This is a genomic window from Novosphingobium resinovorum (assembly GCF_001742225.1).
GTDB classification, from domain to species: domain Bacteria; phylum Pseudomonadota; class Alphaproteobacteria; order Sphingomonadales; family Sphingomonadaceae; genus Novosphingobium; species Novosphingobium resinovorum_A.
On sequence record NZ_CP017075.1, the window covers coordinates 955,176 to 980,617 of the forward strand.

Genomic DNA, 25,442 nt, shown 5'->3' on the forward strand with positions numbered 1-25,442 from the left:
CGCCATGCCATGACAGATGCCGCAGGGCTTTTCCATCGCCGCGATAGGGTCTAGGCGCTGCCGCATGACCCATCAGATCCACATCATCGGCGGCGGCCTCGCTGGAAGCGAAGCGGCATGGCAACTCGGCCGCCGGGGCTTCAAGGTGCGCCTCTCGGAAATGCGCGGGACCGGGGAACGCAGCCCGGCCCATCAGGGCGACGGCCTCGCCGAACTGGTCTGCTCCAATTCGTTCCGCTCGGACGATCACGAGAAGAACGCCGTCGGCCTGCTCCACCACGAGATGCGCCAATGCGATTCGCTCATCATGAGCGCCGCCGCCAAGGCTGAAGTGCCCGCCGGATCGGCGCTGGCCGTGGACCGCGAGATCTTCTCCGCCGAAGTCGAGGCGCGCCTTGCCGCGCTGCCCAACGTCGAGATCGTGCGCGAACGCATCGACGCCCTGCCCGCCGATGCGCCAGTGATCGTCGCCACAGGCCCCCTCACCGCAGAGGCGCTGGCCGGCTCGATCGGCAAGGCGACCGGCGCCGACAGCCTCGCGTTCTTCGACGCCATCGCCCCCATCGTCTACCGCGACACCATCGACATGGACGTGTGCTGGATGGCCTCGCGCTGGGACAAGGGCGAGACCAAGGACTACATCAACTGCCCGATGACCAAGGAGCAGTACCTGGCATTCCACGCGGGGCTAGTCGCGGGCGAGAAGACCGCGTTCAAGGAGTGGGAGGCAAACACCCCCTACTTCGACGGCTGCATGCCCATCGAAGTCATGGCCGAGCGCGGCATCGACACCCTGCGCTTCGGCCCGATGAAGCCGGTCGGTCTCGACAACCCGCACTGGGCGACCCCGGAGCACCCGAACGGCCGCTGGGCCTATGCGGTGGTGCAGCTGCGGCAGGACAACAACCTCGGAACGATCTGGAACATGGTCGGCTTCCAGACCAAGCTGAAGCACGCCGAGCAAGTGCGCCTGTTCCGCACGATCCCGGGGCTGGAGAACGCCGAGTTCGCGCGTCTCGGCGGCCTGCACCGCAACACCTTCCTCAATTCGCCGGTGCTGCTGGACCGCACCCTGCGCCTGAAGACCGCGCCGAATGTGCGCTTTGCCGGGCAGATCACCGGCTGCGAAGGCTATGTAGAGAGCGCCGCGGTCGGCCTGATGGCGGGCCTGATGGCCTCGGCTGACCTCGCGGGCCGCGAATGGCAGGCCCCGCCGCGCACAACTGCGATGGGCGCCCTGCTCTCGCACATCACCGGCGATGCCGAGGCCGAGACCTATCAGCCGATGAACGTCAACTTCGGCCTGTTCCCGCCGCTGCACGACGTAAAGAAGAAGCAGCGCAAGGAGGCCTATACAGAGCGCGCCAAGGCCGAGATCGCGCCGTGGCTTGAGAGCATCGCGGTCTGACACTGGTGCGGCCCGCCCCTGCCCCCTCCCGCAAGCGGGAGGGGAATGAGAGGCCTGCGCTTACCCCCTCCCGTTTACGGGAGGGGCAGCGAGACTTGCGAGCGTAGCGAGTTAGTCGCAGCGGGGTGGGCACCACCCGACCGCAAAAATCAACACGAACACTTCGCCTTGGGCTTAGGCGGCGGCGCCGTCTTGCGGAATTCGGCAGGCGTGAGATAGCCGTCGCGGTCGCCGTCGGCGCCGTCGAACTTGTCGACCGTGGCCACGGCCCATTCCTCGAACGTCAGCAGATTGTTGCCGTCCTTGTCGAGCTTGCGGAAAATGTCCGAGCGCGTCGAAAGCATCTCGTTGCGGGAAATCCGTCCATCACGGTCGCGATCGTAGCGTCCGAAGCGGCGCTGCTCGCGGCTGAGTTCGGTCGCCTCGGGAAGTTCGGGGCCGACCATGTCGCCCACATCGGCGCTCGGCAGCGGGGCAGGCTCCGTCGCCATCGGCGCCGCTGGTGGGGCGGCGGCCTCGACTTCGGCGTGTCCCTGCCACCAGAACAGGCCGATGCCCAGGAGTACGAAAACGGCGAGGCCGCCAAGCAGAAAGCGATTCATTGCGCGGTATCCATGACCCCGCGATCCTAGAACCACCCGGCGCGCGAGCGGAAATTACAACGCTGCAATCAGAACCCCAGCAGCCCGAGCCGCATCGCCTTGAGCATGGCAGCAGGCGAAGTCGCGCCGGATTCTTCACCCTTGGCGAGACGCCGCGCGGCTAGGCCGTGAAGCACCATCAGCGGGCGCAAGGAACGGGACACCCGCGCACCGCTGCTCGCCTGTGCGAGTTCGCGCGCGGTCTCACGCTCGCTGGCATGGCCGAGCCGCATCGCCAGATCGTTGAGCGCCCAGGCGCGGCCCAGCTTCATCGCGGCCTCGCGCTCCTGGCTCCGGCCGAGAGCGTCGGCCAGCGCGGCGAACGCCTCGGCCCTGCCATGCGCCATGGTCTCAAGCGCTTCGGCGAAAAGCGGCGCGGGCCCGGTCATGGCTTCCCAGCCATCGACGAGCGCGGCGAGACCGCCGTGATGGCCGTTCCAGCTTTTCAGCAGCGCCAGCAGGGGCTCGCCATTGGGCCACTGCTCGGCCGACTGGCCGAGGGATTCGCGCCACCATGCCAGACGCAGCTGCGCCATCATCGGCTCGCGCGAATGCCGCAGCAGATGCGCAAGGCGCGCGTCGAGCGCCAACAATGCCAGCGTCTGCTCACGCGCGGACTTCGGCGCATAGACCAGCGCCAGGCGCGACACTGTGGGCAGCGACTGCACGAGGATGTCCTCGTTCGAGGCGGAAATCGTGGGAGTTGGGGAGTCGGTCACCCGGTTTCCCTAGTCGGTGCCGGAGCGAGGCGAAACCCCAAACGCGACACGGGCGACGGTGCCGAAGCACCGCCGCCCGCGCATCATCTCAAAGCCCGTGGGCGAAGAGATTACCTGTAGGTGACCTTCTTCACCGCCGCCACGATGCGGTCAGCGTCGATGATCGCCAGCTTTTCGAGGTTCGCGGCGTAAGGCAGCGGCACGTCCTCGTTGCACACGCGCACGACCGGCGCGTCGAGGTTGTCGAAGCCGTCTTCCATGCAGATCGCGATGATTTCCGAGGCGATCGAGCAGACCGGGAAGCCTTCCTCGGCCACGACCATGCGGTTGGTCTTGGCGAGGCTGGCGAGCACCGTTTCCTTGTCGAGCGGGCGCAGGGTGCGAAGATCGATGACTTCGGCGTCGATGCCCTCTTCGGCCAGACGCTCGGCTGCCTCGAGAGCGAGGCCGACGCCGATCGAGTAGGACACGATCGTCACGTCCTTGCCTTCGCGCATGATCCGCGCCTTGCCGATCGGCAGGACGTGGTCGTCCAGTTCGGGCAGTTCGAACGAACGACCGTAGACCAGCTCGTTCTCGAGGAACACGACCGGGTCTTCCGAACGGATGGCCGCCTTGAGCAGGCCCTTGGCGTCCGAAGCATCGTACGGCGCAATGACCACGAGGCCGGGGACGTTGGCGTACCACGGACCGTAGTTCTGCGAGTGCTGGGCGCCCACGCGCGAGGCCGCGCCGTTGGGACCACGGAACACGATCGGGCAGCGCATCTGGCCGCCGGACATGTAGTTGGTCTTGGCGGCCGAGTTGATGATGTGGTCGATCGCCTGCATGGCGAAGTTGAACGTCATGAACTCGATGACCGGACGCAGACCGCCCATCGCCGCGCCGGTGCCGATGCCGGCGAAGCCGTACTCGGTGATCGGCGTGTCGATGACGCGGGTGGGACCGAACTCTTCGAGCAGGCCCTGAGTCACCTTGTAGGCGCCCTGGTACTCGGCGACTTCCTCGCCCATCACGAAGACGCGGCTGTCGCGGCGCATTTCCTCGGCCATGGCGTCGCGCAGAGCGTCGCGTACGGTCGAGGTCTTCATGTTGGTGCCATGCGGCAGCTGCGGGTCGCGTGCGGTCTTGAGGTCGCTGGCGAGATTGGCGGTGCCGCCCTCGGCAGGCTTCTTCTCTTCCGACTTGGGAGCCTCTTCGACCTTTTCGGCAGCCTTGGGCGCTTCGACGGCGGAGGCATCCTCGCCTTCACCGGCCAGCATCGCGATCACGGTGCCGACCTTCACGCCCTCGGTGCCTTCGGCGACGAGGATCTTGCCGACGGTGCCTTCGTCGATGGATTCGAATTCCATCGTCGCCTTGTCGGTCTCGATTTCAGCAAGGATGGTGCCCGAGGAAACCTCGTCGCCTTCCTTGACCAGCCACTTGGCCAGCTTGCCCTCTTCCATCGTCGGGGAGAGAGCGGGCATCTTCAGTTCGATCGCCATCTCAGTAGCTCTCCACCAGGACGTCGGTATACAGTTCGGGGGCGCTGGGCTCCGGCGAGTTCTCGGCGAAGTCGGCGGACTGGGCGACCTGCGCGCGGATGCGCTTGTCGACTTCCTTGAGGCTTTCTTCGGTCACGCCCATGGCCAGCAGTTCGGTCTTGGCGTGGTCGATCGGGTCGCGCTTTTCGCGCACGCCCTGGACTTCCTCGCGACTGCGGTACTTCGCAGGGTCCGACATCGAGTGGCCGCGATAGCGGTACGTGTTCAGTTCCATGAGAACCGGACCATTGCCCGCGCGCACGTATTCCAGCGCGATCTCGGCCGACTTGCGGACTTCGAGAACGTCCATGCCGTCCACCGACATGCCGGGAATGCGGAACGCGGTGCCGCGGCGGTGGAAGTGCGTCTCGGCCGAGCCGCGCTTCACGGCGGTGCCCATGGCGTAGCCGTTGTTCTCGATCACGAAGATGATCGGCAGCTTCCAGAGAGCCGCCATGTTGAAGCTCTCGTAGACCTGGCCCTGGTTGGCCGCGCCATCGCCGAAGTAGGCCATCGCGACGCCGCCGTCTTCACGGTACTTGTGCGCGAACGCCAGACCCGCGCCAAGCGAGACCTGCGCGCCGACGATGCCGTGGCCGCCGTAGAAGCGATGCTCCACGGAGAACATGTGCATCGAGCCGCCCTTGCCCTTCGAGATACCGGCTTCGCGGCCGGTCAGCTCGGCCATGATGACCTTGGGATCGATGCCGTAGGCGAGCATGTGGCCATGGTCGCGGTAACCGGTGATCACCGAGTCCTTGTCGTTGTCGAGCGCGGACTGCAGGCCCACGGCGACAGCTTCCTGGCCGATGTAGAGGTGGCAGAAGCCGCCGATCAGGCCGAGGCCGTAAAGCTGGCCGGCCTTTTCCTCGAAGCGGCGGATGAGCAGCATCTGCTCATAGAAATGCAGGAGCTCTTCCTTGGAAGGCTTGTAGCGCTTGTCCGCGTCCAGGGCTTCCTGGAGGCTGTGGAGCGCGAAATCCTCTTCTACGGCAGCGGTTTCTACTGCCGGGGTCTTTGCTTTGGGCAACGGGTGCTCCCCATCGTTGGTGCGATCGTTTCAGTGAGGGCGGTATAGGAAGGACGCAGCCAAAGCGAAAGCGCGCAGGCTCGAAAACGGGCTCCGAACGTGGACTTTTTTGCAACGAGGTTTGCAAAAAACGGCATTGCGACATCTCTCCAACGAGAGGCAACGCGCGAGACCTCAGGGGAGTTGCATAACCATCTCGTCGGGACGCGCGACGTTCAGGTTGCTGCGGACCAGTTCGCCCGCGAGGTCGGGATCCATCTTCCTGGGATCGAGCAGTGCGACGCGGTTCTTGAGATGATCGCGATCGACCTTGAGATCGACCAGTTGCTTCTCGCGCTGATCGAGCAGGCGCTGGTTTTCACCCCAAGCAAGCAAGCCGCTGGGTCCGGCGACGCACCAGAGACCCATGAGCAACAGCAGCGCGAGGGCAAGGCCCTTCACGAGACGTTCTCTGGCTATGTTGGTGTCCTGTCGCACGGTCCGCATATGTCGCTTGAATCACATGTGATTCGGGGTTGCAAGCCCAAACTCTAAAGGATTCCTGCGGTTTGCGACAGGTGGAGGAGAAGTGCTGGAAACATGCGGGCAAAGTTTTCGTGTTGATAAGTTTCGCAAGGCGTCAAGTGTTAACTAGACGACATTAAAAGCGCCTAACGGACGCAGGGGTTTACCACCCCTGCACCCCGTATACCGTCGAGGTCACGCGCGACGCATCCTTACGCTCGACGGTGAAGTGGAAGACAAAATAGCTTCGGCGTCATCTTGGCTGACAAGGCTGCACAGACAACGACGACGGTATGGGGGTCTGGGGCGATGGCCCCAGATTCCTTGTGTTGATCTTGTTCCGCTTTCTCTCCGACCCTGCTAGGCGCTCGCCCCATGTTGAGCATTCGCGATATCACCGTGCGCCTCGGCGGCCGCACCATCATCGACGGCGCGTCGGCCACGCTGCCGCAAAACGGCAAGATCGGGCTGATCGGCCGTAACGGCGCCGGCAAGTCCACGCTGGTGAAGACCATCATTGGCGAACTCGATCCCGACGGCGGTTCGGTCGAGATGCCGCGCCGTGCGCGTCTCGGCTACATTGCGCAGGAGGCACCCAACGGCACCCGAACCCCATTCGAGGCAGTGGTAGAAGCCGACACCGAGCGCACCGCACTTCTGGCCGAGGCCGAGACGTGCACCGATCCCAACCGCCTCGGCGACGTGCACGAGCGGCTGATCGCGATCGACGCCTACACCGCCCCTGCCCGCGCGGCGCGCATCCTCGTCGGCCTCGGCTTCGACGAGGAGATGCAGGCGCGCCCTCTCGACAGTTTCTCGGGTGGCTGGAAGATGCGCGTCGCGCTCGCCTCGCTGCTGTTCTCCGAGCCCGACGTCATGCTGCTCGACGAACCGTCGAACCACCTCGACCTCGAAGCGACGCTGTGGCTGGAGAACTTCCTCAAGAGCTACCCCAAGACGCTGCTGGTCATCAGCCACGAGCGCGACCTGCTCAACACCGTGGTCGATCACATCCTGCACCTGCAACAGGGCAAGCTGACGCTCTATCCCGGCGACTACGACAGCTTCGAGCGCATCCGCGCCGAACGCGCCGCCCAGGCCGCCGCCGCCCGCGCCAACCAGGAAGCGCAGAAGAAGAAGCTGGCCGATTACGTCGCGCGCAATTCGGCGCGTGCCTCGACCGCGAAGCAGGCGCAGTCTCGCGCCAAGATGTTGGCGAAGATGCAGCCGATCGCGGCGATGGCGGAGGACGCCTCGCTCAGCTTCGACTTCCCCAGCCCCGACGAACTGCGCCCACCGCTCATCACGCTGGACCTCGCCGCCGTGGGCTACGTCGAGGACAAGCCGATCCTGCGCCGCCTCAACTTGCGCATCGATCCCGAGGACCGCATCGCGCTGCTGGGCCGCAACGGCAACGGCAAGACCACGCTGGCGCGCCTGCTTGCACGCCAGCTGGAGCCGATGGAAGGCGGGATCACCTTCTCGCCCAAGATCCGCATCGGCTACTTCACGCAGTATCAGGTGGAGGAACTGCCGGGCGATTCCACCCCGCTGGAACTGATGACCCGCGCGATGGAGGGCAAGCCGCCGCTCGCGGTGCGCGGGCAGCTCGGCCGCTTCGGCTTCTCGGGCAACCGCGCGACGGCGGTGACTGGCACGCTTTCGGGCGGTGAGCGCGCGCGTCTGGCGCTGGCGCTGGTGACGCGCGACGCGCCGCACATGCTGATCCTCGACGAGCCGACCAACCACCTCGACGTCGATGCGCGCGAGGCTCTGGTGCAGGCGCTCAACTCGTTCGAGGGCGCGGTGATCCTCGTCAGCCACGATCGCCACATGGTCGAACTGGCGGCCGACCGGCTGGTACTGGTCGAAGGCGGCACGGCGGAGAACTACGACGGGTCGATGGAGGACTACATCGACTTCGTGCTCGGCCGGAACCAGCCCAAGGTCGAGACGGTCTCAGCCAAGGGCGGCGATGCACCGGTCAAGAAGAGCGGCGCCATCGCGCGCGAGGAACTGAAGGCACTGCGCAAGAAGGTGACGGCGGCCGAGACGCGCATGAAGCGCGCACAAGCTCACGTCGACAGCCTGCTCGACGCGCTGGCCGATCCGGCCTCGGCGAAGGGCGATCTCAAGGGCCTGGCAGTCGGTGCGCTGGGCAAGCTTCACGGGACGGCGGCGGAAGCCCTCGAACTGGCCGAGACCGAATGGCTGGAGGTCCACGAAGAACTCGAAACCTTGATGGGCCGCGGGAAATGAGCGTCGCCTTCCGGCGCGACGGGGATGAGGAGCACTTGGAGCCCAAGTTCGAGGTGCCGATCCCGCCGGGTCCGAACCTTGTGACCGTACACGGGCGGCAACTGATCGTCGGCAAGATCGCGGAATTGGAAGCACAAGTCGCGGCACTGACCGAGGAGACCGCGCTCACTTCGGCCAAGCGGGATTTGCGCTACTGGCAGGCGCGGGTCGATACGGCGCAAGTGCAGCCGGTGCCGGAGGGCGGCATCGTCCGCTTCGGCAGCCGCGTGCGGTTCATGCTGGGGGGCAAGGCGCGCGAGATCGTCATCGTCGGCCATGACGAGGCAGATCCGGCGCACGACCGGCTCGCATTCGTCGCCCCGCTCGCCAAGGCACTGCTGGGCGCGGAAGTGGGCGATTTCGTGGACTTCAACGGCCGGGAAGAGGCGATCGAAGTTCTGGAAGTCAGCGCGGGATAATCTACTTCGTCATTGCGAGCGAAGCGAAGCAATCCAGAGCAGCACCACGACGCCCTGGGTTGCTTCGCTTCGCTCGCAATGACGAGGGGCTAGTTAGCGCACCCAGTCTTTCTCGGGAATACCAAGCAGGCGCAGCACGCTGGTCAGGTCACCGCGATCGATCCAGCCGTTCGAGGCCGCGCGTGCCTTGGGCTTGGCGTGATAGGCGATGCCGTAAGTCGCCGTCTCCAACATCGGAATATCATTCGCACCGTCGCCGGTCGCGAGACTGGTGACACCCTCGCCCCCCATGTTTCCGGCCGCTTCCAGTTCGGCCAGCAGCGTCGCCTTCTTCACCGACGAATCGACGATCCCGCCGACGAGGCCGCCGGTCAGCTTGCCGTCCGCAACTTCGAGGCGGTTGCCGACGACATGCTCGAAGCCCAGCATCTCCGCCACGGGATCGGCGAAGTGATGGAAGCCGCCGGTCACCAGTACGGTGCGGCAGCCCAGCTTCTTGAGCGTCTCGACCAGCACTTTCGCACCCGGCATCGGCCGGATTCGCGTGGCGAGGCATTCGTCGATGGCGCTGGTGGAGAGCCCCTTCAGCAGCCCGACACGCTCGCGCAGGGCCTGCTCGAAGTCGAGTTCGCCCTGCATGGCGCGCTCTGTGATGTCGGCGATGCGCTCCTTCAACCCTGCGAAATCGCCGAGTTCGTCGATGCATTCCTGCCCGATCATGGTCGAATCCATGTCGGAAATGAACACCTTGGGCACCACCGGTTCATCGGCGGCGACGAGGCCGTCAGTCGTGCCGAAATGCGCGTCGAGCGCGGCGCGCAGGACGTCGGCGTTATCATCAGGCGAGTCGATCTGCATCGTCTGCCCGCAGAAATCGAGCATCGTCGCATCCGCGATCCGCACGCCGCCTTCAGCCATTTGCGCTTTCGCGGCTTCGAGACTGGTCGAAAGATGATCCGGTTCTGCTATCAGCCGGGCAATGAGCACTGCGAATTCCCTTGATGCGCCATACGATATCTCAGCCGGAGACCGGCCGCCGCTGGCGCTCATCGCAGGGCCGACCGCCAGCGGCAAGAGCGATTGTGCGGTCGCCCTGGCGCAGGAACTCGAACGTCGGGGCCGCCGCGCGGTGGTGGTCAACGCGGACAGCTCGCAAGTCTACGCCGACCTGACGGTCCTGAGCGCGCGTCCGACCGAAGCGGACATGGGCGGCATCGAGCACCGCCTGTTCGGTGCCTGGGACGGCGCGCAAAGCTGCTCCGCAGCCGACTGGGCGCGCGCGGCAGCCGGGACCATCGCGCAAGTCCACGCCGAGGGCGCGGTGCCGATCCTCGTCGGCGGCACCGGCCTTTATATCCGCACCATGCTCGACGGGATCGCGCCGATCCCTGCGATCGATCCGGACATCCGCGAGGCGGTGCGTGCCCTGCCCGTCGCCGAGGCCTACGCTGCCCTCCTCGTCGAAGACCCCGAGCGTGCCGCCCGCCTCTCCCCGGCAGATACCACGCGCGTCGCACGCGCGCTGGAGGTCGTGCGCTCCACCGGTCACGGCCTCACGCACTGGCAGACACAGACCGAAGGCGGCATCGGCCACGCGGTCGCGCTTCACCCTGCGATCCTGCTGCCCGAGCGCCAGTGGCTTTATGCGCGCTGCGACCTGCGGTTCGAGCGCATGGTCGAGCGCGGCGCCCTGGCGGAAGTGGAGGCACTCCTCGCCCGCGATCTCGACCCCGCCCTCGCGGTGATGCGCGCCATCGGCGTCCCGGAGCTCACGGGCGTCATCAAGGGCGAATGGACGCTGCAAACCGCCATCGAACGCGGATCGCAGGCGACCCGCAACTACGCCAAGCGCCAATTTACGTGGCTGAGGCACCAGCCCCCTGCGGATTGGCATCGCCTGCAATGTGAAAATTACAACTCAAATGCCATAAATGATATTTTATTGCGCTTTCCGGGTTGACCTGACATATCCACATGCCTAGAGGCCGATCCTACCTCGCTGATGGAAGTTATGCGGGGAGGAGAGGAGACGACCCGGTACGCCCAAGCCGACGTGCCGGGTCGGATTCATTAGGGAGGCAGCCGGAATTGCCGGTGCTCCCGCCCGAACGAATTAATGAAGGAATGTATTGTGAGTGAAGAGCGCAGCGGCGCGAGCATCCTGGTCGAAAGCCTGGTCAAGCAGGGGGTCGAGTTCGTATTCGGCTATCCCGGCGGCGCCGTGCTACCGATCTACGACGCTCTCTTCGGTGACGAACGACTTCGCCACATCCTCGTCCGCCACGAGGCCGGTGCGGCGCACGCCGCCGAAGGTTATGCGCGTTCGACCGGCAAGCCCGGCGTCGTGCTGGTCACCTCCGGCCCCGGCGCGACCAACGCGATCACAGGCATTGCCGACGCGTTCCTGGATTCGATCCCGCTTGTGGTCATCACCGGCCAGGTTCCCACCGGGCTGATCGGATCGGATGCATTCCAGGAAGCCGACACCGTTGGCATCTCGCGCCACTGCACCAAGCACAACTATCTGGTGAAGGACCCGAACGACCTTGCCGCGGTGATCGACGAGGCGTTCCAGATCGCCACCACCGGCCGCCCCGGCCCAGTGCTGATCGACATCCCCAAGGATGTCCAGATCGCCATGGCAACGTGGAACGACGGCCCGATCCAGCGCAAGCAGCGCTACAACCCGCGCACCGAGGGCACCTCGGAAGAGATCGCCCGCGCGGTCGAGATGCTGGCCAATGCCAAGGCTCCGGTGTTCTACACCGGCGGCGGCGTCATCAACGCCGGTCCGCGCGCCACCGCGCTGCTGCGCGAGCTGCAGGCGAAGACCGGCGCGCCCGTCACCTCCACGCTGATGGGCCTCGGCGCGTTCCCGGCCGACCACGCCGACTGGCTGGGCATGCTGGGCATGCACGGAACGTTCGAGGCCAACATGGCGATGAACCAGGCTGACCTCATCCTGTGCGTCGGTGCCCGCTTCGACGACCGCGTGACCGGCCGCCTCGACGCCTTCGCGCCGAATTCCGAGAAGATTCACATCGACATCGACCGCGCATCAATCAACAAGGTCGTGCCGGTGGACCTGCCGATCATCGGCGACTGCGCCGTGGTGCTCGAACAGATCCTCACCGAGTGGGGCACCCGCAAGGCTCAGGACCTGACCGCGTGGAAGGCCCGCGTCGACGGCTGGCGGGAACGCAAGAGCCTCGCTTACCCCTCGAACGCGCAGGCGATCATGCCGCAGCTGGCGGTCGAGCGACTGTACGAGCTGACCAAGTCGAAGGACCCGGTTATCTCCACCGAAGTCGGCCAGCACCAGATGTGGGCGGCACAGTACTTCCCCTTCTTTAAGCCCAACAAGTGGCTGACTTCGGGCGGTCTGGGCACCATGGGCTACGGCCTGCCCGCAGCGATCGGCGCGCAGTGCGGCAACCCCGACAGCCTCGTCATCGACATCGCGGGCGACGCCTCGATCCAGATGAACATCCAGGAGCTGGGCACCGCCACGCAGTACCGCCTGCCGGTCAAGGTCTTCATCCTCAACAACGAGTGGATGGGCATGGTCCGCCAGTGGCAGGAACTGACGTACGAGAGCCGCTATTCGAACTCCTATTCGGACAGCCTGCCTGACTTCGTGAAGCTGGCCGAGGCTTACGGCTGGAAGGGCATCCGCATCGAGAACGAGAGCGAGCTTGATGCGGGCATCCAGGCGATGATCGACCATCCCGGTCCGGTGATCGTCGACTGTCTGGTCCACAAGGAAACCAACTGCTTCCCGATGATCCCCTCGGGCGCGGCGCACACCGACATGATCCTCTACGGCGACAGCGTTGCCGGCACGATGGACGACGAAGCCAAAGCGCTGGTCTGAGGACGAGAGAACCCATGATGCACATCCAGCATGAAGCCGAGGAACGGCACGTCCTGACCGTGACGGTCGACAACGAGGCGGGCATTCTCGCCAAGATCGCAGGCCTGTTCACCGCACGCGGCTACAATATCGACAGCCTCACCGTGGCCGACATCACCGACAACCATTCGGTGAGCCGGATCACGATCGTGACGCACGGCCCGCGCAGCCAGATCGACCAGATCCACGCGCAGCTCGAGCGTCTCGTTCCGGTCCACAAGGTCGTCGATCTCACCGAAGTCGGCCCGCATGTGGCGCGCGAACTGGCGCTGGTGAAGGTCGCGGGCGTCGGCGAGAAGCGTGTCGAGGCCCTGCGTATCGCCGACGTGTTCCGCGCTCGCCCGGTCGATACCACGACCGAAAGCTTCATCTTCGAGATGACCGGCGCCCCGGACAAGATCGACAGCTTCGTGGCGCTGATGCGCGACCTCGGCCTCGTCGAGGTCGGCCGCACCGGCATCGTCGCCATGGCCCGTGGGCCTGAAGAAGCCTGAACTTCAAAATTGCGTTGGCCCGTTCGGGCGGCGCTTGGACAATAACCGTCCCGGTTCGCCGGGATGACGGAAGGAAGAACGATGAAGGTCTATTACGACGCCGATTGCGACATCAACCTGATCGCCGAGAAGAACATCGCGATCCTGGGTTACGGCAGCCAGGGCCATGCCCATGCCCAGAACCTGCGTGATTCGGGCGTCAAGAACGTCGCCATCGCCCTGCGTGACGGTTCGGCAACCGCCAAGAAGGCCGAAGCCGCCGGCTTCAAGGTCATGTCGAACAAGGACGCCGCCGCATGGGCCGACGTCATCATGATCCTCGCTCCCGACGAGCATCAGGCCGCCATCTACGCCGCCGACATCCATGAGAACCTGAAGCCCGGCGCCGCGCTCGCCTTCGCGCACGGCCTCAACGTCCACTTCGGCCTGATCGAGCCGCGCACCGACATCGACGTGTTCCTGATCGCGCCCAAGGGCCCGGGCCACACCGTGCGCAGCGAATACCAGCGCGGCGGCGGCGTGCCCTGCCTCATCGCGATCCACCAGGACACCACCGGCAACGCGCAGGACATCGCCCTCGCCTATGCTTCGGGCGTCGGCGGCGGCCGTTCGGGCATCATCGAGACCAACTTCCGCGAGGAATGCGAAACCGACCTGTTCGGTGAGCAGGCCGTGCTCTGCGGCGGCGCAACCGCGCTGGTCCAGGCCGGCTTCGAGACGCTGGTGGAAGCCGGCTACGCTCCCGAGATGGCCTACTTCGAGTGCCTCCACGAACTGAAGCTGATCGTCGACCTGATGTATGAAGGCGGCATCGCCAACATGCGCTACTCGATCTCGAACACCGCCGAATACGGCGACATCAAGACCGGTCCGCGCATCATCACCGAAGAGACCAAGAAGGAAATGAAGCGCGTTCTGGAAGACATCCAGTCGGGCCGCTTCGTGAAGGACTTCGTGCTCGACAACCGCGCCGGCCAGCCCGAGCTGAAGGCTTCGCGCCTTGCCGCCAAGCGTCACCCGATCGAGGAAACCGGCGCCAAGCTGCGCGCCATGATGCCCTGGATCGGCGCCAACGCCCTGGTCGACAAGACCAAGAACTAAGGTTCATCCGAATCCTTGCGGCGGGCGGGTGGTCGAAAGGCCGCCCGCCCGTTTTGCTTTGGCTCATCGCTTCCGCCGCGTCGGCGCATGAAAATCCGGCGGCTTTCCCGCCACCCAGCGCACGAACCGCGCGATTTCCTCCACCTTCAGAAGCTCCGCGCTTTCCGGCTTCATCCGCGCCAGTTGCGCATTGCCCAGCGCTGCATGGATCGTCCGGTGACAGATCGGATGAAGCGGCACCGTCTCGCGCCCTCCCCGGCTCTTGGGCACCGGGTGATGCCATTCCACCTTGCACCCCAGCGGCCGTGCGCACAGCCAGCAGGTGCGATCGTCATCGTCCACTTCGCCCTCCGGTGCAGCGCATTAGTAAGTTATCAAAGTTTCAACCTTAACAGTGCCTGGAATTAGGCATGGATCGCCCCCTTCCAAGGGCGGCGCTTGAGGTTGACGGTTTCATGACGGCATTCGGTCGGCGCAACGGCATCGGTGGTATGGGTCAGGGCGCGCGCCCTGCTTTCGGCGTGGCGAAGCCGCTCAAGAGCGGAGGCGATGTCGTCGCCGCCATTCCGGGTTCGGCGCCCGTTCCCGGCGACCAGTTTCCCTCCATCTCGGGCGACTCGCTTGCCCCGTCGCGCGACGATGCCATGTCGCGGCTCGCCGATCGCGCCAACGCGGTCCATGCCGAGTCCGAGCAGAACGGCTTCGAAGCCTCGATCCACAAGATCAAAGAGCAGGTTCTGCCGCGCCTGCTGGAGCGCGTCGATCCCGAAGCCGCCGCGACGCTGACCAAGGATGAGCTGTCGGAGGAATTCCGTCCGATCATCATGGAGGTCCTCGCCGAGTTGAAGATCACCTTCAACCGCCGCGAACAGTTCGCGCTGGAAAAGGTGCTGATCGACGAACTGCTCGGCTTCGGGCCGCTGGAGGAACTGCTCAACGACCCGGATATCTCCGATATCATGGTCAACGGCCCGAACCAGACCTACATCGAAAAGAAGGGCAAGCTGCAGCTCGCACCGACCAAGTTCCGCGACGAGCAGCACTTGTTCCAGATCGCCCAGCGCATCGTCAACCAAGTCGGCCGCCGTGTCGACCAGACCACGCCGCTGGCCGACGCCCGCCTCAAGGACGGCAGCCGCGTCAACGTGATCGTCCCGCCGCTGTCGCTGCGCGGAACTGCCATCTCGATCCGTAAGTTCTCCGAGAAGCCGATCACCATCGACATGCTCCAGGGCTTCGGCTCGATGAGCGAGAAGATGGCGACCGCGCTCAAGATCGCCGGGGCCTGCCGCATGAACGTGGTGATCTCGGGCGGTACGGGTTCGGGCAAGACGACGATGCTCAACGCCCTGTCCAAGATGATCGACCCGGGCGAGCGCGTGCTGACGATCGAGGACGCGGCCGAACTTCGCCTGCAGCAGCCCCACTGGTTGCCGCTGGAAACCCGTCCGCCGAACCTCGAAGGCCAGGGCGCGATCACCATCGGCGACCTCGTCAAGAACGCCCTGCGTATGCGTCCTGACCGCATCATCCTCGGCGAAATCCGCGGCGCCGAGTGCTTCGACCTGCTCGCCGCCATGAACACAGGCCACGACGGTTCGATGTGCACGCTCCACGCCAACAGCCCGCGCGAATGCCTGGGCCGTATGGAGAACATGATCCTGATGGGCGACATCAAGATCCCCAAGGAAGCCATCAGCCGCCAGATCGCCGAGTCCGTCGACCTCATCGTGCAGGTGAAGCGCCTGCGCGACGGCTCGCGCCGCACCACCAACATCACCGAGGTGATCGGCATGGAAGGCGACGTCATCGTCACCCAGGAACTGTTCAAGTTCGAGTATCTGGACGAGACCGACGACGGCAAGATCATCGGCGAATTCCGCCCCTCGGGCCTGCGCCCCTACACGCTGGAGAAGGCCCGCCAGTTCGGCTTCGACCAGGCCTATCTCGAAGCCTGTCTGTAACGAAGTGCACCCCGGCGGATCACCCCGGGGTTTACACAAACGAGGCAGTGAAACATCCGTCACCTTAGGCGCCCGGTCGGTCCGGGTCCGCCGCCCGATCGATCTGCGCCAGCAGCGACAAAAGCGCGCGATTATCAGGCTTTAGTTCGGTCGCAATGTGACGACCGCGATATATCCGCACTTTCAGCAATCCGAAGCGCGCCCGCACCGCGCGCTCCTCGGGTGTGACCTTTCGTTTTTCCGGCGGCTTGCCTGTCACCTTGTCCCAGGCGGCGGCAAAGCTGCCCGCGCCGGGCTTGCGACGCAGACGATAGGCACTCTCGCGCGACAGTCCCACGCGGAGCGCCTCTGCCTCGACACCGCCGCCCTGCGCCAAGGCAGCGAGAAAGGCCGCCTGCCGCGCGGGCGTCCACCCGTCCTTGCGCGGACGCACGGGCACGGGTGCGAAGGCGGGGACACGGATATGGCGGGGGCGGTTGAGAGCGCGCGGCGGAGGCTGGTTCATCCACCACGTTAAACGTGATTGCGCGGATGTAGGAAAGCGGCCCGTAAGTGCGTAGCCTCAAGCGTGTCGTATTCCTTCGTCATCCCCGCGAAGGCGGGGACCCATCTGATGCCCTTTCAACAGGACGCCTCAGGAGATGGGTTCCCACCTTCGCGGGAATGACGAGGTCTGTTCAATCAAACGAGATCACGCAGAGTTACTGCTTCTCGAAAGCTGCGGTGATGGCGATCTGCGTCTCGTCACTGACCAGCGGCGCGTACTTGGTGACGCCGAACTCGGTGCGCTTGATCGTGCCCACGGCATTGAAGCCGAGCGTATAGACCTTCTTCATCGGATTGACGTTGGCCGCCTTGAAGCTCGCCTTGAGCGTCACCGGCTTGGTCACGCCGTGCAGGGTCAGATTGCCGGTGACGTCGGCGGTGCTGGCGCCGGTCTTCACCACTTTGGTCGAGACGAAGCGCATCGTCGGGTACTGGGCGGCGTCGAACCATTCGGCACCGACCAGTTCCTCATCGAGCGTCTTGTTGGTGGTGGAGACGGAAGCCACCGGAACCGAAACATCCAGCTTCGCCGAGGCCAGGTTCTTCGGATCAAGCGACAGCGTACCTGACGCGCCCGGCAGGGTGCCGAAGAACTCGCTAATGCCGAAGTGATCGACGGTGAAGCGCACCAGCGTGTGCGCACTGTCGAGCGCATAGTTGCCCGCCTGCACGGCAGCGGCATTGGTATCGGCCTGCTGCGCCACGATCGGGGCGGCAACGACGAGAGACGCAGCGGCCAGAGCCGATGCAAGATAGCGGTTCATTCGAATTCTCCGAAAGGAAAGGCGGGAAAGGTCAATGCTTGCGCGTTGATCCCATTGCCGATCCCTTACGGCCAGCCCGATAAAATCGATCCACTTGTTCAGGTTTGTCGAACAAGTCGGCCTAATATCAACCGCCCAGCCACTCCCGCGCCGACAGGCCCAGGAGCAGCACCGCCACCATCAGCGAGAAGAAGAAGATGGGCGTCCACGGCATGAAACCCACCCTCTCAATGTTCTTGCGGCGATGCCGCCGGTGATCGCCCAGCCAGGCAATCACCGCGACCAGCGCGGCGAGGCTGCCGCAAATGGTCATCCAATGCAGAGAATCGTCCATGCCCCGCCTTGCCCTCGCGCGCGGCGGAGTTAAAGCGCCCTTTCGTGACCGCACCTTCCACTACCATTCGCAAAGACCGCCCGATGCTGGCCATCGCCCTGCGCCTTGCCGCGATGGTAATGCTCTCGACGATGTTCATGCTGGTGAAGCTGGCGGGCGAAGCGGGCGTGTCGCTGCCCGAACTGGTGTTCTGGCGACAGGCGATGGCGGTGCCGATCATCCTCGGCTGGCTGGCGGCGACCGGCAATCTCGGCCTCCTGCGCACCCGCCGCATGAGCAGCCACGCCATGCGCGCGACGAGCGGCACCGCCGGTCTGTGCTGCAACATCGGCGCCGCTACGCTGCTGCCCTTGCCGGTCGGCACGACGCTCGGGTTCACGACGCCGCTGTTCGCTGTGATCATAACCGCGCTGGTCCTTCGCGAAAAGGTCGGCCCGTGGCGCTGGACGGCGGTGCTGCTGGGCTTCGTCGGCGTTCTGGTCATCGCACAGCCCGGCGGTGCGCCCGTCCCCGCGCTCGGACTGGCGGCGGGGCTTGGTGCGGGATTGATCGTCGCCGTGGTCAGCTTCCAGATCCGCGATCTCTCGCGCACCGAGGCACCGATCGCCTGCGTCTTCTGGTTCGCCTTCTACGGCTCGCTGTTCGCGGCGATCCTGCTGCCGCTCTATGGCACGGCGCACGGGACTTACGAATGGCTGCTGCTCGTTGCAATCGGGCTTGCGGGGACACTGGCGCAGTTCCTCATCACCTCGGCCCTGCGCCTGGGACAAGTCGCGACGGTGGTGGTGATGGACTACACCGCGCTGATCTGGGCTACACTCTACGGCTGGACGATCTGGGGACATGTGCCCTCGGCGGCGATGTGGCTGGGCGCGCCGATCATCGTCGCGGCTGGCCTGATCATCACCTCGCGCGAGCATTTCCTCGCACGGCGTGTCTCGCCCACCTCAGCCATCGACGAAAGCGTTACGGAAGAGGCTGCTCAGGGAACCTGACCTGCCTATGTGTGTTCACCCCGATGCGCGGCGTGGCAGCACCCGTCGCACCGGAAAAAGGAACACCAAAATGGTCAAGAAGCTCGTACTCGCCCTCGTCGCGGGCGGCATCGTTTTCTCCGCCGCCGCTTGCAACACCGTCAAGGGTGCAGGCCGCGACGTGGAGTCGGTCGGCAAGGCCGGCGAAGACGCCATCAAGTAACGTGCTCTGCAGGCAGGTTCCAAGCCACCGACCGGAGCCTGCCTGCATCCGTCTCACGAACGCTTTTCTTGACACGTTTCCTGCGCTAATCGCCGCAGACAACGAAGGAAAATGCGTTCGATGACCAGCAAGATTCTCGCCACCATCATCCTTGGCGGCGTACTTTTCACCGCCACCGCCTGCAACACCGTCAAGGGCCTGGGCCGCGACATCGAGTCGGTCGGTCAGGCGGGATCGAACGCCATAAACTGAGCGCCTCAGGCGTCGAAGACGTGGTTTGCCACCATGTCTCGCGCCCGCAGCCAGAGCACTAGCCGGAGCGCCACGATCATCCCGAGCGCGAAGCCCAGCGTCGCATCCATCATCAATAACGCGTTGCCGACCGGATGACCGGGGTGTGCCGCGTTCTGCATTCCGCCGCCCTGAAACCCGCTGGGCAGCAGGAACCGCCGCGCGAGGAAAACCGCGACGATCAGCAGGATCGCCAGCGGCGACTGGCGCATCATCACGCGCGCCTTCTCGCCCTCACCGTCGATATGCAGGTGCATCAGCCGCGCCCGCTGCGCGCCGATTGCGCCGCCGACGATCACGCCGGTCGCCAGGCATAGCCAGCCCAGCCCGCTCGGCGGCATGCCCGCAAGCGCCAGCGACACCGCCAGCACCACGATCACCGGCATGATCCACAACAGGGGAAGGCGCAGCGGCCTGGCCTTCTTCATCCGCATCATGCGCAGCGCCATGATGCCGACGAAAATCGCCAGCGGCAGATACGTGACGAGGCCGCGTCCACCCTCCCCCATCTGTGTCAGCTTCCTCCGATTTCACTCAGCGAGGGCGTGCCGGGAACACCGGGTTCACCCTGCCATACGAGCACAGGCTTGCGCGCGGCGAGCGTTTCGTCAAGCCGCCTGCGCGGCGCGAAGTGCGGTGCGGAGTGCAGGCTTTCGTCGCCCGCCTTTGCTCGCTCGGCGAGGCTGCGCAGCGAGGCGATGAAGCGATCGAGGCCCGCCTTGCTCTCGGTCTCGGTCGGCTCGACCAGCATCGCGCCCTTGACCACCAGCGGGAAGTAGACCGTCATCGGGTGGAAGCCCTCGTCGATCAGGCCCTTGGCGATGTCGAGCGTCGAGAAGCCCTCGGCCAGCCCGGCGTCGCTGAACAGCGCCTCGTGCATGCACGGGCCGCTGTCCGCGAAGGGCGCAGGCAGCAGATCCTCGCACGAACGCAGCACATAGTTGGCGTTGAGCACCGCGTCCTCGGCCACCGTGCGCAGACCGTCCGCGCCGTGGCTGAGGATGTAGGTCAGCGCGCGGGTGAACATGCCCATCTGGCCGTGGAAGGCGACCATGCGGCCGAACGCCTGCGCGTGGCCCTCGGCGGCGTTCTCCTCCTCGACGAGGTGGATCGAGCCATCTGCTCCGCGCGTCACGAAGGGCAGCGGCGCGAAGGGCGCCAGCGCTTCGGACAGCACCACCGGCCCGGCACCCGGACCACCGCCGCCATGCGGGGTGGAGAAGGTCTTGTGCAGGTTGATGTGCATGGCATCGACGCCGAGGTCACCCGGGCGCACCTTGCCGACGATGGCGTTGAAGTTCGCACCGTCGCAATAGACATAGCCGCCTGCCGCATGGACCGCATCGGCGATCTCGCGCATGTCGGGCTCGAACAGGCCGCAGGTGTTGGGGTTGGTGATCATCACGCCCGCGACGTTGGGGCCAAGCTTGGCCTTGAGCGCCGCCACGTCCACGCGGCCCGCCGGGGTCGCGGGGATCGATTCCACCTTGAACCCCGCGAAGGCGGCGGTGGCGGGGTTGGTGCCGTGGGCGCTCTCGGGCACCAGCACGACGTCACGCGCCTCGCCGCGCGCGTCCAAAGCGGCACGGATGCAGAGCAACCCGCACAGTTCGCCATGCGCGCCCGCCTTGGGGCTCATCGCCACCGAGGCCATGCCGGTCAGCGTGATGAGCCAGTCGGCCAGCTGCTCGATGACTTCGAGGGCGCCCTGCACCGTCGTCTGCGGCTGCATCGGGTGAACGTCGGCGAAGCCCGGCAGGCGGGCCATCTTCTCGTTCAGGCGCGGGTTGTGCTTCATCGTGCACGAACCGAGCGGGAACGGCCCAAGGTCGATCGCGTAGTTCTGGCGCGACAGGCGGGTGTAGTGGCGCACGGTCTCCGGCTCGGTCAGGCCCGGCAGCGCGGGCGCGGACTTGCGCAGGAACTTGCTCAGGCCCGCAACGGGAGCACGGCTCGGCTCGTCGATATCGACGCCGCACTTGTCGGCGCTGCCCAGCTCGAAGCTCAGAGCTTCTTCGAGCATCAGGCCGTAATCGCCTGACGAGGTTGCGAACTTTGCTTCGCCGGCTCCACCCATGGACGGGCGCCAGCCGGATGCGTTGGGGGCGTTCATGCGCTCGCTCCTGCAAGAACGGCTTCCAGCGCGGTGGCGAAAGCCTCGATGTCTTCGTCGGTGGTGGTTTCGGTCGCGGCGACCAGGAGCCCGTTGTGGAGGCCATCGGCCACCGGGAACAGGCGACCCAGCGACACGCCGCCGAGCACCTGACGGTCGGCCAGTTCGCGCACCACTTCGCGCGCATCGCGCGGCAGGATCACCGTCGCCTCATTGAAGTAGGCGGTGTTGAGGATCGTGACGCCCGGAACCTTGGCAAGACGCTCGAAGGTCTGCTGCGCGCGGGCGTGATTCACAGCGGCGAGACGGGCCAGGCCCTCACCGCCCAGCAGGGTCAGATGAATACTGAAGGCCAGCGCGCAAAGCCCTGAATTAGTACAGATATTGCTCGTCGCCTTCTCGCGGCGAATATGCTGCTCGCGGGTCGAGAGCGTCAGCACGAAGCCGCGCTTGCCCTCGGCGTCGACGGTCTGGCCGCAAAGGCGTCCCGGCATTTGGCGCACGAACTTCTCGCGGCATCCGAAAAGGCCGAGGTAGGGACCGCCGAACTGGAGGCCGACGCCCAGCGACTGCCCCTCACCCACGACGATGTCGGCACCCAGCGTACCCGGTGCTTCGATCAGGCCGAGCGCCACCGGCTCGGTGACGACGGCGATGACCAGTGCGCCCACGGCATGCGCGGCCTCGGAAATCGCCGCGAGATCGGGGATGCGCCCCATGACGTCGGGGTACTGGACGACGACGCACGAGGTCGTCGCGTCGATCGCCGCGATCACGGCGGCGTCATCGGGATCGGCAGTCAGTTCGGGAGCGAGGCTGACAATGTCGTCCTTGGTGAACTTCGCCATGGTGCGCACGACTTCGCCGTAATGCGGGTGCAGGCCGCCCGACAGGACGCTGCGACCCTTGCGGGTGATGCGCGCGGCCATCAGGATCGCTTCCCAGCACGCGGTCGAGCCGTCGTACATCGAGGCATTGGCGATGTCGGTGCCGAACAGGCGCGCCACCTGCGTCTGGAACTCGAACAGCACCTGCAGCGTGCCTTGCGCGATTTCCGGCTGGTAGGGCGTGTAGGCGGTCAGGAACTCGCCGCGCTGGATCAGGTGATCGACCGAGGCCGGAACGTGATGGCGATAGGCACCGGCGCCGAGGAAGAACGGCGCGGAACCCGCGCTCAGGTTCTTCGCGGCGAGCGCGGACATGTGGCGCTCGACGGCCATTTCGCTGGCGTGAGCGGGCAGGCCCTCGATGGGACCGGCAAGCCGGGCCTCGGCGGGCACGTCGATGAACAGGTCATCGACCGTGGCGGCGCCGATGGTCTCCAGCATGGAGGCGCGGTCGGCCGGGGTCAGGGGAAGGTAGCGCATGAGGTTCCTACTTCGTTGTCCTCCCCGCAAGCGGGGAGGTGGCAGACCGGAGGTCTGACGGAGGGAATTCACGGCCTGACGCAAACCTTGCGCGGCGCGGCGAGTCCCCTCCACCGCCTTCGGCGGTCCCCCTCCCCGTACCGGGGAGGACAAGGCAATCAGAGGCTGTCGACGTAGCTCTTGTACGCGGCCTCATCCATCAGCGTGCCGAGTTCGGCGGCGTCGGAGAGGGTCACGCGGAACAGCCAGCCGCCGGTTTCGGCTTCGGTGTTCACCAGTTCGGGCTGATCGACCAGCGCTTCGTTGACGGCGGCGATCGTGCCGGAAACCGGGGTGTAGACGTCAGACGCGGCCTTCACCGAATCGACCACCGACACGGAATCGCCCTTGCTGACGCTGGCGCCTTCGGCGGGAACTTCGACGAAGGTGATGTCGCCGAGCTGGCCCTGGGCGTAGTCGGTGATGCCGACGGTGCCGAGGTCACCTTCGACTTCGATCCACTCATGGTCTTCGGAGAAATAGCGGGTCATGGGAAAGCTCCTCAGCGGTGATAGCGGTGGGGGACGAAGGGCATCGCCGCGACCTTGGCCGGCAGCTGCTTGCCCCGCATCTCGATGGTAAGCGCGGTGCCCTCGGCAGTGAGGGCGGTATCGACGTAAGCCATGGCGATCGGCTGCTGCAGCGATGGCGAGAAACCACCTGAAGTGACAATGCCAACTTCCTGATCACCGGAGAAAACCTTGGCGCCTTCACGGGCAGCCATACGGCCTTCGATGACAAGACCGATGCGCTTGCGCGCGGTGCCCTCGGCGAAGTCCTTCAGCACGCGGTCCGAACCGGGGAAGCCGCCTTCGGTGCGGCGGCGCTTGTTGACGGCGAACTTGAGGTCGGCGTCGATCACGCTGGTCTCGGGCGAAAGGTCATGGCCGTAAAGTGGCAGGCCCGCTTCCAGACGCAGGCTGTCGCGCGCACCGAGACCGATCGGCTTCACCTCGGGCTCACCGCAGAGCAGGTCGGCGACCATGGCGGCAGATTCGCCGGGGATGGCGATCTCGAAACCGTCCTCGCCGGTATAGCCCGAACGGCTGATCCAGGCATCGACGCCGCCGAGCGTGAACTGCCCGCCCTTCATGAAGGTCAGCGCAGAGAGCGGATATTCGCTCTTGGCATGACGCTCAAGCGCGGCGAAGGCCTTGGGCCCCTGCAACGCGAGCAGCGCGTTGTCTTCCAGATGGTTGATGGTCACGTCATCGGGCAGCAGTTCGCGCAAGGTGCCGATGTCGTCCCACTTGGTGGCGCCGTTGACGACGAGGTAGAAGCCCGTCTTCCAGCGCGTGACCATGAGATCGTCGAGGATGCCGCCTTCTTCGTCCAGCAACAGCGAGTAGCGCGGCGCGCCGATCTTCAGCGTGGCGAGGTCAATCGGCAGCGCGGCTTCGAGCGCGGCCTCCACGGCGGGGGTGATGCCGTCGTCCGAAGAGACGTAGACCTGCCCCATGTGGCTGACGTCGAACAGGCCGGCGTTCTCGCGGGTCCAGAGGTGCTCGGCCATGATGCCCTCGTACTGGACGGGCATGTGGTAGCCGGCGAACTCGACCATGCGGCCGCCCTTCCCGCGATGCCAGGCATCGAGCGGCAGGGTCAGGATCTCGATCGGCTCGAGGCCGTCTTCATCGGTAACTGGGTATTCGCTCAAGACACGACTCCGCGACACATGGCACACCGTTTCAGGTGCCCCCTCTGTCACGGAAGCCTGAGAGCTTCCCCGGCGTCATCCGCAAAGGGATGGACCGAGTTACACCGTCGGCGGCCACGACCGATAACGGCGGGGCACTTTCCAGAGGCTCGCTGTAGACGCTGCGCGGTCCTTTTGCCTGAGAGATTCCGGGGCGGTTGCTCCTTCGGCGCCTCTTTCCCGACGAATCGGTCCAAGGTCTCTCCCGCGCGTGTCAGCGAGTGCCTTGAGCCTTGGGTGACGGGCCGGGCTAAGTCAACGCAAGGTTTGGCGAATGTGCGGGAAAACGTCGTCCCGGACCTGATCCGGGGCCAGTGGCTTTCTTCAGGCCAACTCCGTCGGCAACGCGCCATGTGAGTTGGGCCGTTCTCCGGCAGCGGCCCCGGCTTCAATCCGGGCCGAAGAGGCCGCCCGCTTCAACGCGTCATGCTCGTGTACGAAGCACCCTCGCGCCCGCTCCAAACCTAGCGTCAGGATCGCCCGGGCCACGTCGCGCGCGCGGATCGAGCGGAAGCGGCGCAGCTTCCCATGCAGCGTGAGGTGATCCGCCAGCGGTGCGAAAGCCTGCCACGCGCCTTCCAGCGGCCGCGCTTCCTCGCGCGTGCCGCGCAGCAGGCTGGGCCGCAGCACGTCGAGCCGCTGGAAGCCGAGCCGCCCCAGCGCCTCCTCCGTCTCGCCCTTCACCGAAAGGTAGAAGTTGCGGCTGGCCCGGTCCGCCTCGACCGAGGAGACGAGGATCATATGCCCGATCCCCGCCGCGATTCCCGCCTCTGCGGTGAAACGCACCAGATCGTGATCGACTGCCCGAAACTGCTCCTGACTGCCCGCCGCCTTGATCGTGGTGCCCAGCGCACAGACCAGCACGTCGGCCTGCGCCGCACGGATAAGCCCGGGCCAGTCGATCGGCTCGCCCACCAGCATCTCCATGCGCGCGCCCGGCGGCAGCACCGCCTCGCGCCGCCCGACACCGACGATCCGCACGTCCTCGCGTCCGACCGCCTCGGCCATCACGGCAGAACCAACCAGCCCGGTCGCGCCGACCAGGCAGATGCGCGTCCCCCCCTGCGTCACCGTCAGA

Annotated in this window: 27 protein-coding genes and 2 riboswitches; of the genes, 11 read left to right on the forward strand and 16 right to left on the reverse strand. The window is 65.6% G+C overall.

Going from position 1 to position 25,442, the window contains the following annotated elements:
- Positions 1–64 precede the first annotated feature (64 nt).
- A complete protein-coding gene (trmFO, locus tag BES08_RS04315; RefSeq protein WP_069707727.1) occupies positions 65–1,408 on the forward strand; it encodes a methylenetetrahydrofolate--tRNA-(uracil(54)-C(5))-methyltransferase (FADH(2)-oxidizing) TrmFO in 1,344 nt (447 codons plus the stop codon).
- A gap of 149 nt (positions 1,409–1,557) precedes the next feature.
- Here the strand turns inward: trmFO and BES08_RS04320 are convergent, their stop codons facing one another.
- The 5 genes from BES08_RS04320 to BES08_RS04340 all read right to left on the reverse strand — a co-directional run bounded on the left by BES08_RS04320 (position 1,558) and on the right by BES08_RS04340 (position 5,810).
- A complete protein-coding gene (locus BES08_RS04320) occupies positions 1,558–2,010 on the reverse strand; it encodes an EF-hand domain-containing protein (protein ID WP_008833487.1) in 453 nt (150 codons plus the stop codon).
- A gap of 68 nt (positions 2,011–2,078) precedes the next feature.
- A complete protein-coding gene (locus BES08_RS04325; protein ID WP_008833486.1) occupies positions 2,079–2,768 on the reverse strand; it encodes a hypothetical protein in 690 nt (229 codons plus the stop codon).
- Between the two features lie 110 nt (positions 2,769–2,878).
- Positions 2,879–4,255: a pyruvate dehydrogenase complex E1 component subunit beta gene (locus BES08_RS04330; protein ID WP_008833485.1), complete on the reverse strand. Its 1,377-nt coding sequence runs from the start codon at positions 4,253–4,255 to the stop codon at positions 2,879–2,881.
- Position 4,256: 1 nt separating this feature from the next.
- Positions 4,257–5,324, reverse strand: a complete 1,068-nt coding sequence (gene pdhA / locus BES08_RS04335; protein ID WP_008833484.1) for a pyruvate dehydrogenase (acetyl-transferring) E1 component subunit alpha — start codon at positions 5,322–5,324, stop codon at positions 4,257–4,259.
- Positions 5,325–5,498: 174 nt separating this feature from the next.
- Entirely contained in the window at positions 5,499–5,810 is a 312-nt protein-coding gene (locus tag BES08_RS04340; protein ID WP_036524742.1) for an FtsB family cell division protein, read from the reverse strand.
- A gap of 393 nt (positions 5,811–6,203) precedes the next feature.
- Between BES08_RS04340 and BES08_RS04345 the strand changes: the two genes are divergently transcribed.
- Entirely contained in the window at positions 6,204–8,087 is a 1,884-nt protein-coding gene (locus BES08_RS04345) for an ABC-F family ATP-binding cassette domain-containing protein (protein WP_008833482.1), read from the forward strand.
- On the forward strand, positions 8,084–8,545 hold the full coding sequence (locus BES08_RS04350; protein WP_008833481.1) for a GreA/GreB family elongation factor: 462 nt from the start codon (positions 8,084–8,086) through the stop codon (positions 8,543–8,545). The genes BES08_RS04345 and BES08_RS04350 overlap by 4 nt, the downstream gene beginning before the upstream one ends.
- Positions 8,546–8,638: 93 nt before the next feature.
- On the opposite strand, the gene serB is transcribed toward BES08_RS04350, so the two are convergent.
- Complete coding sequence (serB, locus tag BES08_RS04355) at positions 8,639–9,463, reverse strand: phosphoserine phosphatase SerB (RefSeq protein ID WP_008833480.1); 825 nt, start codon at positions 9,461–9,463, stop codon at positions 8,639–8,641.
- A 61-nt stretch (positions 9,464–9,524) separates the two neighbouring features.
- Here serB and miaA point away from each other — a divergent pair, with 61 nt between their 5' ends.
- The 4 genes from miaA to ilvC all read left to right on the forward strand — a co-directional run bounded on the left by miaA (position 9,525) and on the right by ilvC (position 14,053).
- The gene (miaA, locus tag BES08_RS04360; protein WP_008833479.1) at positions 9,525–10,505 is read left to right on the forward strand and encodes a tRNA (adenosine(37)-N6)-dimethylallyltransferase MiaA; all 981 of its coding nucleotides are present in this window, start codon (positions 9,525–9,527) and stop codon (positions 10,503–10,505) included.
- Positions 10,506–10,676: 171 nt separating this feature from the next.
- A complete protein-coding gene (ilvB, locus tag BES08_RS04365) occupies positions 10,677–12,419 on the forward strand; it encodes a biosynthetic-type acetolactate synthase large subunit (protein WP_069709143.1) in 1,743 nt (580 codons plus the stop codon).
- Positions 12,420–12,433: 14 nt separating this feature from the next.
- Positions 12,434–12,952 carry an acetolactate synthase small subunit gene (gene ilvN / locus BES08_RS04370; RefSeq protein ID WP_036524725.1) on the forward strand — a complete coding sequence of 173 codons (519 nt, stop codon included), beginning with the start codon at positions 12,434–12,436 and terminating at the stop codon, positions 12,950–12,952.
- 81 nt (positions 12,953–13,033) lie between these two features.
- Positions 13,034–14,053 (forward strand): ketol-acid reductoisomerase, encoded by a 1,020-nt coding sequence (ilvC, locus tag BES08_RS04375; protein WP_008833476.1) that lies wholly within the window; start codon positions 13,034–13,036, stop codon positions 14,051–14,053.
- Between the two features lie 63 nt (positions 14,054–14,116).
- Here the strand turns inward: ilvC and BES08_RS04380 are convergent, their stop codons facing one another.
- Positions 14,117–14,395: an HNH endonuclease gene (locus BES08_RS04380; protein ID WP_008833475.1), complete on the reverse strand. Its 279-nt coding sequence runs from the start codon at positions 14,393–14,395 to the stop codon at positions 14,117–14,119.
- A 113-nt stretch (positions 14,396–14,508) separates the two neighbouring features.
- On the opposite strand from BES08_RS04380, the gene BES08_RS04385 reads away from it, so the two are divergent.
- Entirely contained in the window at positions 14,509–16,017 is a 1,509-nt protein-coding gene (locus tag BES08_RS04385; protein WP_008833474.1) for a TadA family conjugal transfer-associated ATPase, read from the forward strand.
- A 64-nt stretch (positions 16,018–16,081) separates the two neighbouring features.
- Here BES08_RS04385 and BES08_RS04390 read toward each other — a convergent pair whose 3' ends face one another.
- From BES08_RS04390 to BES08_RS04400, 3 genes are all read right to left on the reverse strand, one after another.
- Positions 16,082–16,522, reverse strand: a complete 441-nt coding sequence (locus BES08_RS04390) for a hypothetical protein (RefSeq protein WP_008833473.1) — start codon at positions 16,520–16,522, stop codon at positions 16,082–16,084.
- Between the two features lie 196 nt (positions 16,523–16,718).
- Positions 16,719–17,327, reverse strand: a complete 609-nt coding sequence (locus tag BES08_RS04395; protein ID WP_008833472.1) for a YceI family protein — start codon at positions 17,325–17,327, stop codon at positions 16,719–16,721.
- Positions 17,328–17,454: 127 nt separating this feature from the next.
- Complete coding sequence (locus BES08_RS04400; RefSeq protein ID WP_008833471.1) at positions 17,455–17,661, reverse strand: hypothetical protein; 207 nt, start codon at positions 17,659–17,661, stop codon at positions 17,455–17,457.
- 83 nt (positions 17,662–17,744) lie between these two features.
- Here BES08_RS04400 and BES08_RS04405 point away from each other — a divergent pair, with 83 nt between their 5' ends.
- The 3 genes from BES08_RS04405 to BES08_RS04415 all read left to right on the forward strand — a co-directional run bounded on the left by BES08_RS04405 (position 17,745) and on the right by BES08_RS04415 (position 19,110).
- Entirely contained in the window at positions 17,745–18,656 is a 912-nt protein-coding gene (locus tag BES08_RS04405) for a DMT family transporter (protein WP_069707728.1), read from the forward strand.
- 70 nt (positions 18,657–18,726) lie between these two features.
- The gene (locus BES08_RS04410) at positions 18,727–18,858 is read left to right on the forward strand and encodes an entericidin A/B family lipoprotein (RefSeq protein WP_008833469.1); all 132 of its coding nucleotides are present in this window, start codon (positions 18,727–18,729) and stop codon (positions 18,856–18,858) included.
- Between the two features lie 120 nt (positions 18,859–18,978).
- Positions 18,979–19,110, forward strand: coding sequence for an entericidin A/B family lipoprotein (locus BES08_RS04415; RefSeq protein ID WP_036524933.1), 132 nt, complete (start codon positions 18,979–18,981; stop codon positions 19,108–19,110).
- A 5-nt stretch (positions 19,111–19,115) separates the two neighbouring features.
- On the opposite strand, the gene BES08_RS04420 is transcribed toward BES08_RS04415, so the two are convergent.
- From BES08_RS04420 to BES08_RS04445, 6 genes are all read right to left on the reverse strand, one after another.
- Positions 19,116–19,658 carry a CcdC protein domain-containing protein gene (locus tag BES08_RS04420; RefSeq protein ID WP_008833467.1) on the reverse strand — a complete coding sequence of 181 codons (543 nt, stop codon included), beginning with the start codon at positions 19,656–19,658 and terminating at the stop codon, positions 19,116–19,118.
- Between the two features lie 5 nt (positions 19,659–19,663).
- Positions 19,664–21,262 (reverse strand): aminomethyl-transferring glycine dehydrogenase subunit GcvPB, encoded by a 1,599-nt coding sequence (gcvPB, locus tag BES08_RS04425; protein WP_008833466.1) that lies wholly within the window; start codon positions 21,260–21,262, stop codon positions 19,664–19,666.
- Complete coding sequence (gene gcvPA, locus BES08_RS04430; protein WP_069707729.1) at positions 21,259–22,629, reverse strand: aminomethyl-transferring glycine dehydrogenase subunit GcvPA; 1,371 nt, start codon at positions 22,627–22,629, stop codon at positions 21,259–21,261. The genes gcvPB and gcvPA overlap by 4 nt, the downstream gene beginning before the upstream one ends.
- A gap of 158 nt (positions 22,630–22,787) precedes the next feature.
- Positions 22,788–23,159 (reverse strand): glycine cleavage system protein GcvH, encoded by a 372-nt coding sequence (gene gcvH, locus BES08_RS04435; RefSeq protein WP_008833464.1) that lies wholly within the window; start codon positions 23,157–23,159, stop codon positions 22,788–22,790.
- Positions 23,160–23,170: 11 nt separating this feature from the next.
- The gene (gcvT, locus tag BES08_RS04440) at positions 23,171–24,325 is read right to left on the reverse strand and encodes a glycine cleavage system aminomethyltransferase GcvT (RefSeq protein ID WP_008833463.1); all 1,155 of its coding nucleotides are present in this window, start codon (positions 24,323–24,325) and stop codon (positions 23,171–23,173) included.
- Between the two features lie 34 nt (positions 24,326–24,359).
- Positions 24,360–24,480: riboswitch (glycine riboswitch) on the reverse strand.
- Between the two features lies 1 nt (position 24,481).
- Positions 24,482–24,582: riboswitch (glycine riboswitch) on the reverse strand.
- A gap of 106 nt (positions 24,583–24,688) precedes the next feature.
- Positions 24,689–25,435, reverse strand: a complete 747-nt coding sequence (locus BES08_RS04445) for an NAD(P)H-binding protein (protein WP_008833462.1) — start codon at positions 25,433–25,435, stop codon at positions 24,689–24,691.
- Positions 25,436–25,442: the final 7 nt, after the last annotated feature.